Annotated in this window: 13 protein-coding genes; 7 read left to right on the top strand and 6 right to left on the bottom strand. The window is 71.7% G+C overall.

The features are described 5' to 3' along the window. Genes ACFWFI_RS06985 through ACFWFI_RS06975 form a run of 3 tightly spaced genes read left to right on the top strand, consistent with a single transcriptional unit; the run spans position 1 to position 3,950 of the window. A complete protein-coding gene (locus ACFWFI_RS06985) occupies positions 1-900 on the top strand; it encodes an ABC transporter ATP-binding protein (protein WP_387386466.1) in 900 nt (299 codons plus the stop codon). After that, on the top strand, positions 897-1,877 hold the full coding sequence (locus ACFWFI_RS06980; RefSeq protein ID WP_387386463.1) for an ABC transporter substrate-binding protein: 981 nt from the start codon (positions 897-899) through the stop codon (positions 1,875-1,877). Before ACFWFI_RS06985 ends, ACFWFI_RS06980 begins: the two co-directional genes overlap by 4 nt. 6 nt (positions 1,878-1,883) lie before the next feature. Beyond that, entirely contained in the window at positions 1,884-3,950 is a 2,067-nt protein-coding gene (locus ACFWFI_RS06975; protein ID WP_387386460.1) for an iron ABC transporter permease, read from the top strand. 100 nt (positions 3,951-4,050) lie between these two features. Here ACFWFI_RS06975 and ACFWFI_RS06970 read toward each other — a convergent pair whose 3' ends face one another. Further along, the gene (locus tag ACFWFI_RS06970; RefSeq protein WP_387386504.1) at positions 4,051-4,488 is read right to left on the bottom strand and encodes a glutaredoxin domain-containing protein; all 438 of its coding nucleotides are present in this window, start codon (positions 4,486-4,488) and stop codon (positions 4,051-4,053) included. A 124-nt stretch (positions 4,489-4,612) separates the two neighbouring features. On the opposite strand from ACFWFI_RS06970, the gene ACFWFI_RS06965 reads away from it, so the two are divergent. After that, positions 4,613-4,960 carry a VOC family protein gene (locus tag ACFWFI_RS06965; RefSeq protein ID WP_387386457.1) on the top strand — a complete coding sequence of 116 codons (348 nt, stop codon included), beginning with the start codon at positions 4,613-4,615 and terminating at the stop codon, positions 4,958-4,960. A gap of 133 nt (positions 4,961-5,093) precedes the next feature. Here the strand turns inward: ACFWFI_RS06965 and ACFWFI_RS06960 are convergent, their stop codons facing one another. The 4 genes from ACFWFI_RS06960 to ACFWFI_RS06945 form a co-directional block, all read right to left on the bottom strand. Beyond that, entirely contained in the window at positions 5,094-6,521 is a 1,428-nt protein-coding gene (locus ACFWFI_RS06960) for an Nramp family divalent metal transporter (protein WP_387386454.1), read from the bottom strand. Positions 6,522-6,691: 170 nt separating this feature from the next. Beyond that, positions 6,692-7,645: a phosphoglycerate dehydrogenase gene (locus ACFWFI_RS06955; RefSeq protein ID WP_387386452.1), complete on the bottom strand. Its 954-nt coding sequence runs from the start codon at positions 7,643-7,645 to the stop codon at positions 6,692-6,694. Continuing rightward, positions 7,645-8,430 (bottom strand): HpcH/HpaI aldolase family protein, encoded by a 786-nt coding sequence (locus ACFWFI_RS06950; protein ID WP_387386450.1) that lies wholly within the window; start codon positions 8,428-8,430, stop codon positions 7,645-7,647. Before ACFWFI_RS06950 ends, ACFWFI_RS06955 begins: the two co-directional genes overlap by 1 nt. 40 nt (positions 8,431-8,470) lie before the next feature. Next, a complete protein-coding gene (locus ACFWFI_RS06945; RefSeq protein WP_387386448.1) occupies positions 8,471-9,451 on the bottom strand; it encodes an aldo/keto reductase in 981 nt (326 codons plus the stop codon). Between the two features lie 356 nt (positions 9,452-9,807). On the opposite strand from ACFWFI_RS06945, the gene ACFWFI_RS06940 reads away from it, so the two are divergent. From ACFWFI_RS06940 to ACFWFI_RS06930, 3 genes are read left to right on the top strand one after another with little or no spacing between them, the layout of a single operon-like run. Next, positions 9,808-11,046: a four-carbon acid sugar kinase family protein gene (locus tag ACFWFI_RS06940; RefSeq protein ID WP_387386445.1), complete on the top strand. Its 1,239-nt coding sequence runs from the start codon at positions 9,808-9,810 to the stop codon at positions 11,044-11,046. Positions 11,047-11,085: 39 nt separating this feature from the next. Continuing rightward, positions 11,086-12,099, top strand: a complete 1,014-nt coding sequence (gene pdxA, locus ACFWFI_RS06935; RefSeq protein ID WP_387386442.1) for a 4-hydroxythreonine-4-phosphate dehydrogenase PdxA — start codon at positions 11,086-11,088, stop codon at positions 12,097-12,099. A gap of 51 nt (positions 12,100-12,150) precedes the next feature. Next, positions 12,151-12,933 carry a DeoR/GlpR family DNA-binding transcription regulator gene (locus ACFWFI_RS06930; protein ID WP_387386439.1) on the top strand — a complete coding sequence of 261 codons (783 nt, stop codon included), beginning with the start codon at positions 12,151-12,153 and terminating at the stop codon, positions 12,931-12,933. A gap of 34 nt (positions 12,934-12,967) precedes the next feature. Here ACFWFI_RS06930 and ACFWFI_RS06925 read toward each other — a convergent pair whose 3' ends face one another. Further along, a complete protein-coding gene (locus ACFWFI_RS06925) occupies positions 12,968-13,621 on the bottom strand; it encodes a Type 1 glutamine amidotransferase-like domain-containing protein (protein WP_387386437.1) in 654 nt (217 codons plus the stop codon). Positions 13,622-13,639: the final 18 nt, after the last annotated feature.

The following is a 13,639-nucleotide window of genomic DNA, read 5'->3' as shown; positions in this document are numbered from 1 at the left end:
ATGAGAGCTGGTGAGAGCACTTCCAGTGCTGTGGATGCCCGTGTGGCTACCGGTGTGCCGCGTGCGCGTGGTCACGGTTTGTCCGCCGACGGGGTGACTGTGGCGTACGGCCGGGTCGACGTCGTACACGAAGCGGGCATCACCCTCCGGCCCGCCGAGGTGACTGCCCTCGTGGGCCCCAACGGCAGCGGGAAGTCGACGCTCTTGCGCACGCTCGCCCGCCTGCAGACCGCTCGCACCGGCTCGCTCACGGTCGGCACGGAAGCCGACGAGGCCACGGACGGCTTCGCGCTCGGCGCCCGTGAGTTCGCGCGTCGCGTCGCGCTCCTGACGCAGTCGCGCTCGACGCCGGGCGGACTCACGGTCCGGGACGTGGTCGACTTCGGCCGCTACCCCTACCGGGGCCGCTGGGGCCGTCCCGATCCGCGCGGCGCCGCAGCGGTCGACCGGGCGCTCGGCCTCACCGGTGTCGAGGACCTCGCCGACCGTGGCGTCGACCAGCTCTCCGGCGGGCAGCTCCAGCGCGTATGGCTCGCGAGCTGCCTCGCGCAGGAGACGGGTGTCCTGCTCCTGGACGAACCGACCACATATCTCGACCTCCGCTACCAGGTCGAGCTCCTCGACCTGATCCGCGATCTCGCCGACGACCACGGGATCGCCGTGGGCGTCGTCCTCCACGACCTCGACCAGGCAGCCGCCGTCGCCGACCGCGTCGCGCTGCTGCAGTCGGGACGCATCGTCGCCGACGGTGTGCCCGAGGACGTGTTCACCCCAGATCTTCTGTCGGACGTCTACGGCATTCGCATCGACGTAGGCACCGATCCCTCGACCGGCCGGCTGCGCACCCGCGCGATAGGCCGCCACCACTCCAGATCCGAAAGGCTCAGCACCTCCTCATGAGACGCCACCTCCTCGCCACGGCCACCGTCGCCGTCGCCGCCCTCTCCCTGGCTGCCTGCGGGACCACGGAGCCGTCCTCCGACGACGCCGCGGCTTCCGGCAAACCTGCCGAGAAGATCACGCTCACCGATGCCAAGGGCACGAAGGTGACCCTCGACGGCCCGGCCACGAAGGTCGTCGCCACCGAGTGGAACGTGGTCGAGGACCTGGTTGCCCTCGGAGTCGCCCCCGTCGGCGTCGCGGACGTCAAGGGCTACACCGCGTGGAACACCGCGGCCCCGCTCACCGGTGACCCCAAGGACATCGGTACGCGCGGCGAGCCCAGCATCGACACCGTCGCGGCGCTGGCGCCCGACCTCGTGGTCGCCACCAGCGACCTCTCGCCGGCCGTCGTGAAGCAGCTCCGCAAGGTCGCGCCCGTCATAGAGATCACGTCCGCCGACGGCGCCGACCAGATCGGCACGATGACGGAGGGCCTCGACCTCATCGCGAAGGCCACCGGCAAGGAGGCGGAGTCGGACGCCCTCAAGAAGGACTTCGAAACGAGCGTCGCCGAGGGCAAGAAGGCCCTTGAGGACGCCGGCCTCGGCGGCGCCGAGATCGCCTCCGCCGACGGCTACGTCGCGTCGAACCAGGTGTCCATCCGCGCCTACACCGGCGGATCCCTCCTCGGTGCCGTCAACGAGAAGCTCGGCCTGAAGAACGCCTGGACCGTGAAGGGCGACGAGAGCTACGGCCTCGCCACCACCGACGTCGAAGGTCTCACAGGCCTCGGCGACGTCCAGTTCACGTACGTCGCGAACGACGCCGACGGCGACGCCTTCGCCGGCCCTCTCGCGAAGAACGCCGTGTGGAAGTCGCTGCCCTTCGTGAAGGACGGCAACGTGCACCGGCTGCCCGACGGCGTCTGGATGTTCGGCGGTCCCCGCTCCATGGAGGCGTACATCGACTCCCTCGTCGACGCGCTGACGAAGTAGCACGCCGTGGCCGTCATCGAGAACACCGCGGTCGGCCGTGACCGCTCCGCCGCGGCCACGACGGGTGCGGTCGCAGTGACGGCCACGCTCGTGCTGCTGGTCATGGTCCTGGCCGCCGTCGACATCACCCAGGGCACCGCCGACGTCGGCGCGTCCGAGGTCTGGAACGCGCTCACCGGCAACGCGGCTGCGGGAGACGCCTCCGTCGTCATCGCGTCCCGGCTGCCGAGGATGATCGCCGCCGTCCTCGTCGGACTGGCACTCGGCGTGGCCGGCGCCTCACTCCAGTCCGTCAGCCGTAACGTGCTCGCCTCGCCGGACACCCTCGCCGTGAACGCCGGCTCCTACCTGGCGCTCGGGATCGTCGCCGTCACCGGCACGACCATTCCGCTCCTCGCCTCGTCCGGCGCGGCGTTCGTCGGCGGCCTCGCCGCGGCGGCGGTCGTGCTCGGGCTGTCCGGTCTCGGCAAGGGCACCGTCCGCCTCGTCCTCGCCGGCACCGCGCTGGCCCTGGGGCTCAACGCGGTGACCGAGGCGCTGCTCCTCCTCTTCCCCCAGCAGACCGAGGGCCTGTACAGCTGGAACCAGGGAAGCGTCGGGCAGAACGGGTTCGACGGGGTCCTCCAGATGGCCCCGGTCATCGTCGTGGGCATGGTCGGGCTGCTGCTCGTCGCCCGCCGCATCGACGCCCTGGCCCTGGGCGACGATGCCGCGCGGGGGCTGGGTGTACCCGTCCGCGGGACCCGCGTCACCACCGTCGTGCTCGCCACCCTGCTCTCCGCTGCGGCGGTCACGCTCGCCGGCCCGATCGGCTTCGTCGGTCTCTGCGCGCCCGCGCTCGTCCGGCCCCTCACCCGCCGGTTCCGGGGCCTCGTACGCTCCCGGGTGAGCCTGCCCGTTGCCGGCCTCGTCGGTGCCGCGCTCGTGCTCGGCTCGGACGTGCTGCTGCGCGCCGTGGTGCCTGCCGACACCGCTGTGGAGGTGCCCACCGGCGTCGTCACGACCGTCGTCGGCGGGGTGTTCCTCGTCGTGATGGCACTCCGTCTCCGGGACACCGCATCGGCAGAGGCTCCGGACCGGCTGCGGATCCCGAGCCGGACGGCGTTCCTCGTGACCGTGCTCGTGCTCGCCGTCGTCCTCGTGGGCGTACTCTTCGCGGCCGTGCTCCTCGGCGACTCGAAGCTGCTGCTCGGAGACGTCGTGAACTGGGCCCAGGGCAGGGCCGGCCGGGTCGTCACCTTCGTCCTCGACACCCGGGTGCCCCGGGTGACGGCCGCGCTCCTGGCGGGTGGCGCGCTGGCCCTGTCCGGCACCCTCGTGCAGGCCGTGACCCGCAACCCCCTCGCGGAACCCGGCGTCCTCGGGGTCTCCGGAGGTGCCGGTCTCGGCGCCGTCCTCCTGGTGACCACCGCGCAGTCCCCCGGCTCGTGGGCGGTCGCGGGAGCGGCCTTCGCCGGAGCGGCCGTCACCGCGGCGTTCGTGTTCGGGCTGGCCGCTCGGGGCGGTTTCCAGCAGAACAGGCTGGTGCTGCTGGGGGTCGGGGTCTCCGCCGCCGCGGCGGCGCTGATCAGCCTGGTCATCGTGCTCAGCGACCCGTTCGACACGACGAAGGCCCTCACCTGGCTTTCGGGATCGACGTACGGGCGGAACATGCCCGATGTGGTCCCGGTGGCCGTCGTGCTCGCCGTCGGGGTCGTCCTCGCCGTGGTGCGCCGACGGGAACTGGACCTGGTCGCCCTGGACGAGGACACCCCGAAGCTGCTGGGCCTGGGCCTCCCCCGGGCCCGACTCGGCTTCCTCGTGGTGGCCGTGCTGCTCGCCGCCACCGCCGTGGCTGCTGCGGGCACGATCGGCTTCGTCGGACTGGTCGCCCCGCACGCGGCGCGCGCCCTCGTAGGCCGGCGGCACGTACGGGTGGTCCCGGTCGCACTCCTGCTCGGCGCCGTACTGGTCTGCCTCGCTGATCTGGCAGGGCGCACGGTGATCGCCCCGGCCCAGCTCGGCGCCGGCTTGATGACGGCCGTCATCGGTGCGCCGTACTTCGTCTACCTGCTGGTCCGCACGCGGCGCTGAGCACGGTCGGGGCGGGCCCCTCGGTCGGCACCGATGGCCCGTCCCGGCCCCCACCCCGGTTGCGCGCGCGAAGCACCGGAAACTCCATACCCGACTCCCGTCACGTGGACGGCGGCAGTTGTCCGCGTACCCAGGCAGGATCGGGGTTGACGTGCGGCCGGCCTGCCACCACTACGGTCGGCACCGTCTCGTCGCCGTCGTTGGCCGCCCTCACCGCCGCCGCCCCTTCCGGGTCGCGCCAGATGTCGACCCAGTGCAACCGGCCCGCGCTCCGGCCCAACCGGATCCGCAGGCGCAGGCAGTACTTGCAGCCCGCCCTCCAGTAGACGACCGGCCGGCCGTCGACCGCGCTGCGCCGTAGTGCCTCCACAGAGCCGATCGACCGCGGGAACGCCAGTGGCGAGTGCAGCCCTGCGAGCACGACGAACACCAGCAGCAGCCCGACGGCGGCGCCGAGGGACCCTCTGACGACCTGCGCGGTCGCGACGAGTGAGCCGCAGACCACGAGCGATATAGGCAAGATCCAAGCGCGCATCATGGTGAGGCAGGCTACCTGTGGCAGGGGTCCGGCGGACCGACGGGCCCGCGCGTCCGCCCACAGCAGCACCGCTCCGGAGAGAATCATGGACACGTCCGCTCTCGCGCGTCAGCAGGAGTCACCTATGTCCATCTGCAGGGTCATGCCCGACATCCGCTCGGAAGCCATGGAGGAGAGCCGGGACTTCTACGAACTCCTGGGGTTCGAGGAGGTCATGAACCACGGGTGGGTCATGACGCTTGCGTCTTCCTCCAATCCCACAGCGCAAGTCACCTTCATGAGCCACGACAGGAGCGCGCCGGTCGTGCCCGACATGAGTGTGGAGGTGGACGATGTGGACGCGGCCTACGCGGTGATGCGGGAGAGCGGCGCGGACATCGTGCACCCGTTGCAGGACGAGGAGTGGGGCGTGCGCCGGTTCTTCGTCCGTGACCCCAACGGCAAGGTGGTCAACGTGCTGAGCCACCGATGACCCGCCCCTGACTCACGCACGGCATCCGGCCCGCCGCTCACTTCCAGCAGCGGGCCCGGGTGACCGCGTCCGGCGTCCACCGGGGCGGTCCCCGGAGTCCAACGTCCCGGACGAGCGCGTCCCGCCGCCGCGTTCAGCTGCCGGGCGTGAGCCCCAGCGTGTTGAGCACCCCGTACACCCCGAGGAACAGGATCGCCGCGCTGCTCATCACGAGGGCGCCGGTCAGCCAGGGGTTGGAGCGGAAGCGGGGCGGGACGCCTGTGTAGCGCAGGCGCCAGACCGCGACCACGACCGCGAGCAGGAAGATGCCGCCGGCGATGCCGCCGATCTGCACCATCAGGACCGGGGACTGCATCCACAGGAAGAAGCACATCCACACCGGGGGCAGGCAGCAGGTGAGGATGCGGATGGTGCGGGTGCGCACGCGCATGTCGTGCCAGTCGATCACTCCGAGCAGACCGAGGGTGTTGGCCCACAGGCGGGGAACGCTGGCCGACGAGGCGACGGTCACCGAGAAGAGGACGGCGATCGCACCACCCAGGAAGAGGTACTCGGCCCATGGGCCGAGCGTGTCGGTGTAGATGTGCGACAGCGTGGTGATCATGTCGTTGCCCTCGGGCACCAGGCCCTGCGGATGGAGCACCGAGGCGCCGATCACGTAGAAGGACAGCGTGCACACGGTGCACACGATCCAGGAGACACCCACGTCGAGCCGCATGACCTTGAGCCAGCCCTCGGCCCGCCGCGCGCGCTGCTCGGTGCCGTCGTCCGGGCCGGTCCAGCGGGCGTAGCCCTTCTCCAGGCACCAGTAGGTGTATGTCGTCATCTCGTCGGCCCCGACACCGGTGATGCCGAACATGGCGAGTGCGATGCCGACCGTGCCCGCGGGTATCTGGAAGCTCAGTCCGTCGGCGAGTTGCTCGGTGCCGTACCCGAAGACGGTGAAAGGCAGGGCGAGGGCCAGGCCGAAGGTGATGATCGTCTTGAGCGTGATGCCGACGACCTCGACGCGCTCGACGACGTTGTACTTGCCTGTCTGGAGGATGAGGACGGCGGCGGCGGTGACGATGAGGGCCCAGATCGTCAGCGAGGACGCGCTCAGCGCGCCGCCGTGGATGGGCAGGAGGATGGAGCAGGCCGCCGCGGTGCCGCCGATGATGCCGCCGCGCTGGAACATCTTGGCGAAGTCCATGCCGATCCAGAGCCAGTTGATCCAGCTCAGCCGGCCGATCCTGGGTCCGACGTCACGGAAGCCGTCGAGCGCGGGGCGGCCGTTGAGGATGGTCCAGCGGGCCAGCTCCATCTGGACCCACACCTTGACCATGGTGGAGATGATCACCAGCCACAGGAGCGCGAACCCGGCCTTCGCGCCGAGCGAGGTGGTGGTGATCAGTTCACCGGAGCCGACGACGGCGGCGGACAGCACGAGCCCCGGGCCGAGGTGGCGGATTCGGCCCCGGAAGGTCTCGGGGGCCGGGCGGGCGTCTTCTGCACGCAGCGCGTACGGGTCGGTCTGCGCGGAGGGTGGCACCGCCGTGGCGCCGTCGGTCGTAGTGGCCATGTCAGGTCCTTGGGGATCTTCCGGCGTCGTCGCCGGTATCCGGAATGGGGACAGGGTCGTGCCGTGGTGCGTCTTGCCGTGCTGCCGTGTTCCGTGGTGAGTCGTGCCGTGGTGGTGCCGTGCGAGTCGTGCCGTAGCGACCCGTAGGTGGCGACTCACGCCGTGGGGCCTCAACCCGCCCGGTGGTGCGGCTCCTTGCCCGCCAGCACACGGACGACGTCCTCGGCCACCATCTCCCCCATGGCCTGGTTGGCCTCGGGTGTGCAGGCGGCCATGTGCGAGGTCAGGAGAGCACGGGGCGCCTGGCGCAACGGGTGATCGGCGGGCAGCGGCTCGATGCTGAACGCGTCGAGGGCCGCGGCCCCGAGGTGTCCGGAGCCGAGCAGGGCGGCGAGCGCGCCTTCGTCGACCAGGCCTCCGCGCGCGGCGTTGACCAGGACCGCGCCCGGCTTCATCGCCGCCAGACGTGCCCGGCCGAGCAGCGGGGTGCCGGACGGGTCGGGCGGGGTGTGCAGGCTGACGGCGTCGGAGCGCGACAGCAAGGCGTCGAGCGCCACCGGTTCTGCGCCGTGGGCACGGACGTCGTCGTCAAGGACGTACGGGTCGTGGGCGAGCAGTTCCATGCCGAAGGCACGCGCGTAGCCGGCGAGGAGGCGGCCGATGCGGCCGAAGCCGACGATACCCAGCGTCCTGCCGTGCAGTTCGGGGCCGAACAGCTTGGGCCAGCCGCCCGCGGTCACGGCGGTGTGCGAGGCGGTCAGGGAGCGGGTCGCGGACAGGAGGAGACCGAAGGTGTACTCGGCCACCGCACGCGAATTGCTGCCCGGCGCGTACACGACCGGGATGCGGCGGGCGCGGGCAGCGGACACGTCGATGGTGTCGACGCCGACGCCGTGCTTGGCGATCACCTTGAGGCGGGGCGCCGCGTCGATGACCTCGGCGGTGATCGCGTCCATGCCGACGATCAACGCGTCCGCCTGGGCCGCGTACGTGAGGAGTTCCTCGGTGGGCAGTGCCGCGTTCCCGCCCGGGCGCAGCGGCCCCACTCCCGCCTCCTCCAGGATGTCCCATGGACGCGACGCGTACCGGGCGAAGGTAGGTGTCGTGACGATCGTGGTCGGCATCAGCGCTCCCCGCCGCGTGCCGCTTCCAGGTGGGACGTGGCGATCTGCTGCAGGTGAACGACGTCGGCCGCGACGGTCGCGAACGTGAAGCCCTCGGCGAGGCGGCGGGCGGCGCTCACGCCGTCGGCGTTGTGGATGCCGGCCGCGATGCCCGCGGCCTCGGCCGCCTTGCGGATGCGGGTGAGAGCCAGTTCGAACTCGTCCTGCACGGAGGGGTCGTTGGAGGAGGCACCGCCGATGGCCAGGCGCAGGTCGGACGGGCCGACGTAGATGCCGTCCAGGCCGGGGGTCGCGCAGATCTCCTCGACATGGGCCAGACCGTCGGCCGTCTCGATCATCGCGAGGACGGCGGTCTGCTCGTGCGTGTCGGCGGGGTTCGGGCCGATGCGCAGCTGGGCGCGCATCGGGCCGTACGAGCGGCGGCCCAGCGGCGGGTAGCGGACGGCGGCCACCGCGTCTGCGGCGTCCTGTGCGGTGTCGATCAGAGGGACGATCACGGCGGTCGCGCCCGCGTCCAGGGCCTTGCCGATGTAGGTGAGATCGTTGGCCTCCACGCGCACCATCCCGACGGCGGTGCTGCCCTTGGTGTCGGTGGCGAGGAGGTTGTTGAGCATGCCCTGGTAGCCGAAGAGGCCGTGCTGGGCGTCGAAGGCCAGGTAGTCGTAGCCGACACGGGCGAGGCGCTCGGCGGCGATCGGTGAGTCGAGCAACGACCAGTAGCCGATGAGCTGTTCACGGTTGCGCAGGGCGGCGGTGAATTCGGCAGAGGTGCGGCCGATGGCCATGTCTGTCTCCGTTTAGAGGTGAGGGCGAGGTCAGGTCAGGTCAGCGGTTGTAGGCGGGCATCGGGCCGCGGAGGCGGGCGCCGATCTCGTCGCAGGCTGCCAGGACGTCCGCCGGCAGGGGGCCCGCGGCCGCGGCGGCGATGTTGGCCTTCAGGTGGTCGACCTTGGAGCCGCCCAGCAGCATCGCGTCCGTGGACGGCTGCGACAGCAGCCAGCGCAGCGCCAGGTCGGTCAGGGGCAGGCCGGCGTCGGAGGCGATGCGGGTGAGGTCGGTGACCGCGCGGAACAGATCCTCGTTCCAGTACCGCTCGCGGTACATCGCGGCCAGGGCGGAGTCGCCGAAGCGACCGCCGTCCGGCGCCTGTTCGAAGCTGTGGCGGCCGGTGAGCAGGCCGCCGCCGAGCGGGTTGTAGGCCATCGTGCGCAGGCCGGTGGCGGCGGCGTACGCCGTGTACTCCTCCTCGATACGGCGCGCGAGGAGATTGTGGAGCTGCTGGGCCACGACTGGGCGAGGTGCGCCGACCTCGTCCGCCACGCGGTTCAGCTCGGCGATCTGCCAGGCGGCGAAGTTGGACACACCGAGGGCGAGGACCTTGCCCTCCTGTACGAACTCGGCGACGGCGGCGAGGGTTTCGGCGAGCGGCGTCCCGCGGTCCGGCTGGTGGAGGTAGAAGAGATCCACGTGGTCGGTGCCGAGGCGCTTGAGGCTTCCCTCGAGCGCGGCACGCAGGCCCTCCGAGGAGAGCGGCGCGTGCTCGCCCTGATCGGGGTGCGGTATGCCTGCCTTCGTGGCGAGAACCACCTGGTCTCGACGGCCGGGCAACAGCTCGGCGAGGATGCGCTCGCTCTCCCCGCCGGCGTAGCCGTTGGCGGTGTCCACGCCGGTGATGCCCGCATCGAGCGCGGCGTCCACCATCGCGGCGGCCGTCGCACGGTCGGCGGTGTCTCCGAACGTCATCGTGCCGAGGACGAGGCGGGACAACGGTACGGAAACATGCGGGAGTTCAAGGCCGACGGTCACGGCGGGTTCCTTCCGGGGCGGGGTGGTACGGGTGGTGCGATCTCGTGCACAGACACACCTTCATGCGTGATCTGCGCATCACGGTTGGTGCCGTGCGGCTGGACGGCCCCGACCGGCCGCCGCGGTGGCTCCAGCGACGGCCGCGCTGCGGTCAAGTGCGGTGCGCCGTGCGGTGTTAGCAGGTAGGCGTCGCGTCCACGAGGGCGACGCGGTCCGTGGGTGACGGTCGTCGGCGCCACCGGAACGCTCGCACGACTGCGTAAATCACGCAAGAGGTCTCGCGCACTTCGCGCAATCTGTGTCATGATCCGGGCCGGGCCACCCACCGCCGGACACGCCCGAGGAGGTTCGATCCCGTGGCTTCCCTGCCCCCGCTCCCGCCCGTCTCACCGTCCGTCCCACCGCCCGCACCGCCGTACGTCCTCGCACTCGCGGACGACCTGTCCGGCGCGGCGGAGACCGCCCGCGCCCTCGGCGGTCCCGTCCGCGTGTCCCTCGCCGTCGCCGACGTAACTGCCGCGCACGACCTCGTGGTGGACCTGGACACCCGTCACCTGGCTTCCGCCGATGCCGTATCCGCCGTACGGGCGGCGCTGCGCGCGACGGAGGCCGGCCCGGCCCGTCTGCTGTACAAGAAGGTCGACTCGCAGCTGCGCGGCCACCTCGCCGCCGAGGCCGCCGCCTACGCGGAGGGGGCCGAAGCCGTCGTCATAGCCCCCGCGCTTCCCGCGGCCCGGCGCACCGTGACCGGCGGCGTGGTGCACGTGAACGGAGTCCCGCTGCACCGCACGGACGGCTGGCGAGCCGAGCGCGCACCCGTGCCGCGCTCACTGCCGGAGGCTCTGTCCGGTCTGCCGGTCCGTTCGGTCCCCCTCCACACCGTGCGGTCGGGACCGAGAGCGCTGGACGCGGAGTTCCGGCGGATCGCCGCGTCCGGCGCGCACCCCGCCCCGGACGCCGAGACCGACGCCGACCTGGACGCGGTGGCCGCGGCGGCGCTACGGCTCGGCCCCGGGTTCCGGCTCCTCGGCAGCGGCGGGCTGGCGGGCGCACTGGGGCGGGCGCTGGCACGTCCCGCCACCGCGCCGCCGTCCCCGCCCGCCCGGGACCACGCTCCGTTGCTCGTCGTCGTAGGGACCGCCGAACCCGGCGCGATTGCGCAGATCGCGCACCTCACCGCGCTCGGCGCGCACCATGTGCTGCTGGATCCGGCCGACTTGGCCTCGGGGACGGTCCGCCCGCCGCTTCCCGGCTCCGCTCCCGCTCTGACCGTGTTCTCCATCGACGGTTCGACAGGCCTGCGTCCCGGCGCGGGACGGGCCCTCAGCACCGCCCTGGGTGCGCTCGCGTCCGCGCACCCGGGCCGGCCCGACCTCGTCCTGACCGGAGGCGAGACCGCTCGCGCGACTCTGGATGCTCTGGGGATAAAGGAGTTGGAGCCTCTCTGCGAGATCCACCACGGCGCTGTCCACTCCCGCACCCCTGACGGCCGCCGCGTCGTCACCCGTCCCGGCAGCTACGGCTCCGAGGACTCACTGCTGCGCATCGCTGTCGCACTACGGCCCCGCCTCGCTGTCGCCACGAAAGCCGTCTGAATCCGTCATCGCCCTTTCTCCCGCCTAGGAGTTGTTCTCATGCGCACCACCCTCCCCCTCATCGCCGTCACCATGGGCGACGGCGCCGGCGTCGGCCCCGAGGTCGTCGTCGCGGCCCTGCTCGACGACGCGGTCCTGACCCGCTGCCGACCCGTCGTCATCGGCGACGCGCACCGGCTGCGCGAGGCCGCCCGTATTCTCGGCCTGGACTGCGAGATCTCCGCCGTCGACCACCCGCGCGACGCCGAGTTCACGCCCGGACGCGTCAATGTCGTCGACCTCGGGCTGCTCCCCGCCGATCTGCCCTGGGGCAAGCTGTCGCCGGTGGCGGGCGGCGCCGCCTACGCCTACATCGAGCGTGCCGCGGAACTCGCCGTCGCAGGTGAGGTGCACGCCATCTGCACCGCCCCGCTCAACAAGGAGGCGCTGCACGCCGCCGGCCACCTCTACCCCGGCCACACCGAACTCCTCGCCCACCTGACGGGGACCGAGGAGGTCTCGATGATGCTCTCCACCGAGAAGGTGAAGGTCATCCACGTCACCACGCACATCGGCCTGATCGACGCCGTCAACCGCATCGAGCCGGGCCTTGTCGAGCGCACCGTGCGCCGCGGCCACGAGGCGATGGTCCGCGCCGGCACCCCGGCCCCCGTCATCGGTGTCTGCGGCATCAACCCGCACGCGGGTGAGAACGGCCTGTTCGGCTACGGCGAGGAGGGCGAGAAGATCGTCCCCGCCCTGGAGAAGCTGCGCGCCGAGGGCGTGGACGCCCGGGGGCCCCTCCCTGCGGACACCGCCTTCTTCCTCGCTTCACGGGGCGACTACGACCTGATCGTGGCGATGTACCACGACCAGGGCCACGGCCCTGTCAAGGTCATGGGCATCGAGGCTGGTGTCAATCTCACCGTGGGACTGCCCGTCATCCGCACCTCCGTCGACCACGGCACCGCGTTCGACATCGCCGGAACGGGCACGGCGGAGGCCGGTAGCATGGTCGAGGCGCTGCGCCAGGCGGCCGCGATGGCTTCGGCGCCCGCCGTCCCGGCGGCCTGAACCGCCGTCCCCTGCACCGCCGTTACCGCCGCACCGTAGAGGACTCCGTAGATGCCGCCGACCACCTCCCAGGCACGACGCGACCGCATCGTCCGCCTCGCCACCACCACCGGCCTCGCCAGCGTCGAGGAACTCTCACAGCTCTTCGACGTCACCCCTTCGACGATCCGTCGCGACCTCGCCCGTCTCACCACGGAGGGCCGCCTCGCGCGCACCTACGGCGGCGCGATGGCGCTGTCCGCGCACCCCGAGGCGTCGCTGCGCCAGCGCACGGGCGAGGCGTACGAGGAGAAGCGGGCCATCGCGCAGTGGGCGGCGCGGCAGGTCGAGCCGGGCGAGACACTGCTCCTCGACGCCGGTACGACGGTGGGCGCGCTGGCCCACGAGCTGCGTGGGGCGAAGGAACTGACGATCGCGACGACGGGCCTGACCGCCCTGCACGCGCTGGCCGACGCGGAGGGCGTGCACGTCGAGTGCCTCGGCGGCACGCTCCGCCCGCTCAGTCAGGGCTTCGTCGGCCCGCTCACGGAGGCGGCGCTCGAACGCATGTCCTTCGACCGCGTCTTTCTGGGGGCCGACGGCGTCACGGTCGACCGGGGCATCTGTGAGGCGGACCTGCGCCAGACCCGCCTCAAGGAGCTGATGTCACGCCGCGCCGACCGGGTCTATGTGCTGGCCCACGGAGCCAAGTTGGGACGTACGCCGTTCCACGCGTGGGCGACCCTCAGGGACGAGTGGACCCTGGTCACGGACGCGTCGGCGCCCGACTCACAGATTCGCGCTTTCGAGGCCCGCGGCGTGCGTGTCGAGGTCGCCCCGTCCGCGGCGGAGTGACAGATCCCCACGCCCGCCCGGCCCTCGCCGTCGGCTACAGGAGCCGGGTGCTCCGGTCGTTGATCACGATGGCCTGACCGTCGCGCAGGGGCTGATGGGCAACGCCTTCGGCGTGGTAGCGGTCGGCGACGATGCCGAGGATTTCCGTTTCGGGATGGCCCGGTGAGTCGATGTGAGGTACCACGACGTAGTCGAGAAGCGCCAGTCCGTCCCAGCGGGGCCGGTCACCGTAGGCGGTGCGCACCGCTCGCGGGTCGTCGCACTGTTCCAGGCCGTGCAGGTCAGGCGCCAGCACGCATGCGCCTGCACTGTAGCCCCCATAGACGAGGGCATCCTGCCGCAGCAGATCGGTCAGAGCCCGGTCGGCACCACTGCGGGCCAGTGCCTGACGCAGGACGAACACGTTGCCTCCGCGGACCCAGACCAGGGGGAAACGGGAGAGAGCGGCCGCGACCCATGTGGAGGGCTGATCGAAGAACGCACGCAGGTCGACCTCGACCGGCCGCAGTCCGAGCCCGGCGAGCGCACCGAACTCCCGCTGGACCGCCACTCGGCGCTCACTGTCCGGCAGGGCGTCGATCGCGTTGGCGATCACCGCGACATCTGTCGTGGAGGCGGGGCGGGTCAGCAGCGCCAGCATCTGGTCCGGGTGGTCGCCCGTTCGAAAGGAAGAGAGATACATGCGCATCTGTGGACCGTAGTGCGG

The sequence above is a fragment of the Streptomyces sp. NPDC060209 genome, from assembly GCF_042728155.1.
Lineage (GTDB): Bacteria > Actinomycetota > Actinomycetes > Streptomycetales > Streptomycetaceae > Streptomyces.
The sequence above is the reverse complement of the archived record's forward strand: the minus strand, read 5'-3'. Positions and strand labels throughout refer to the sequence as shown.

Excerpts from the sequence above, each read along its gene's own strand:
- ACFWFI_RS06970 (WP_387386504.1), bottom strand. The coding sequence starts at position 4,488 with ATGATGCGCGCTTGGATCTTGCCTATATCGCTCGTGGTCTGCGGCTCA.
- ACFWFI_RS06985 (WP_387386466.1), top strand. The coding sequence starts at position 1 with ATGAGAGCTGGTGAGAGCACTTCCAGTGCTGTGGATGCCCGTGTGGCT.
- ACFWFI_RS06980 (WP_387386463.1), top strand. The coding sequence starts at position 897 with ATGAGACGCCACCTCCTCGCCACGGCCACCGTCGCCGTCGCCGCCCTC.
- ACFWFI_RS06930 (WP_387386439.1), top strand. The coding sequence starts at position 12,151 with ATGCCGCCGACCACCTCCCAGGCACGACGCGACCGCATCGTCCGCCTC.
- ACFWFI_RS06960 (WP_387386454.1), bottom strand. The coding sequence starts at position 6,521 with ATGGCCACTACGACCGACGGCGCCACGGCGGTGCCACCCTCCGCGCAG.
- ACFWFI_RS06955 (WP_387386452.1), bottom strand. The coding sequence starts at position 7,645 with ATGCCGACCACGATCGTCACGACACCTACCTTCGCCCGGTACGCGTCG.
- ACFWFI_RS06965 (WP_387386457.1), top strand. The coding sequence starts at position 4,613 with ATGTCCATCTGCAGGGTCATGCCCGACATCCGCTCGGAAGCCATGGAG.
- ACFWFI_RS06950 (WP_387386450.1), bottom strand. The coding sequence starts at position 8,430 with ATGGCCATCGGCCGCACCTCTGCCGAATTCACCGCCGCCCTGCGCAAC.
- pdxA (WP_387386442.1), top strand. The coding sequence starts at position 11,086 with ATGCGCACCACCCTCCCCCTCATCGCCGTCACCATGGGCGACGGCGCC.
- ACFWFI_RS06925 (WP_387386437.1), bottom strand. The coding sequence starts at position 13,621 with ATGCGCATGTATCTCTCTTCCTTTCGAACGGGCGACCACCCGGACCAG.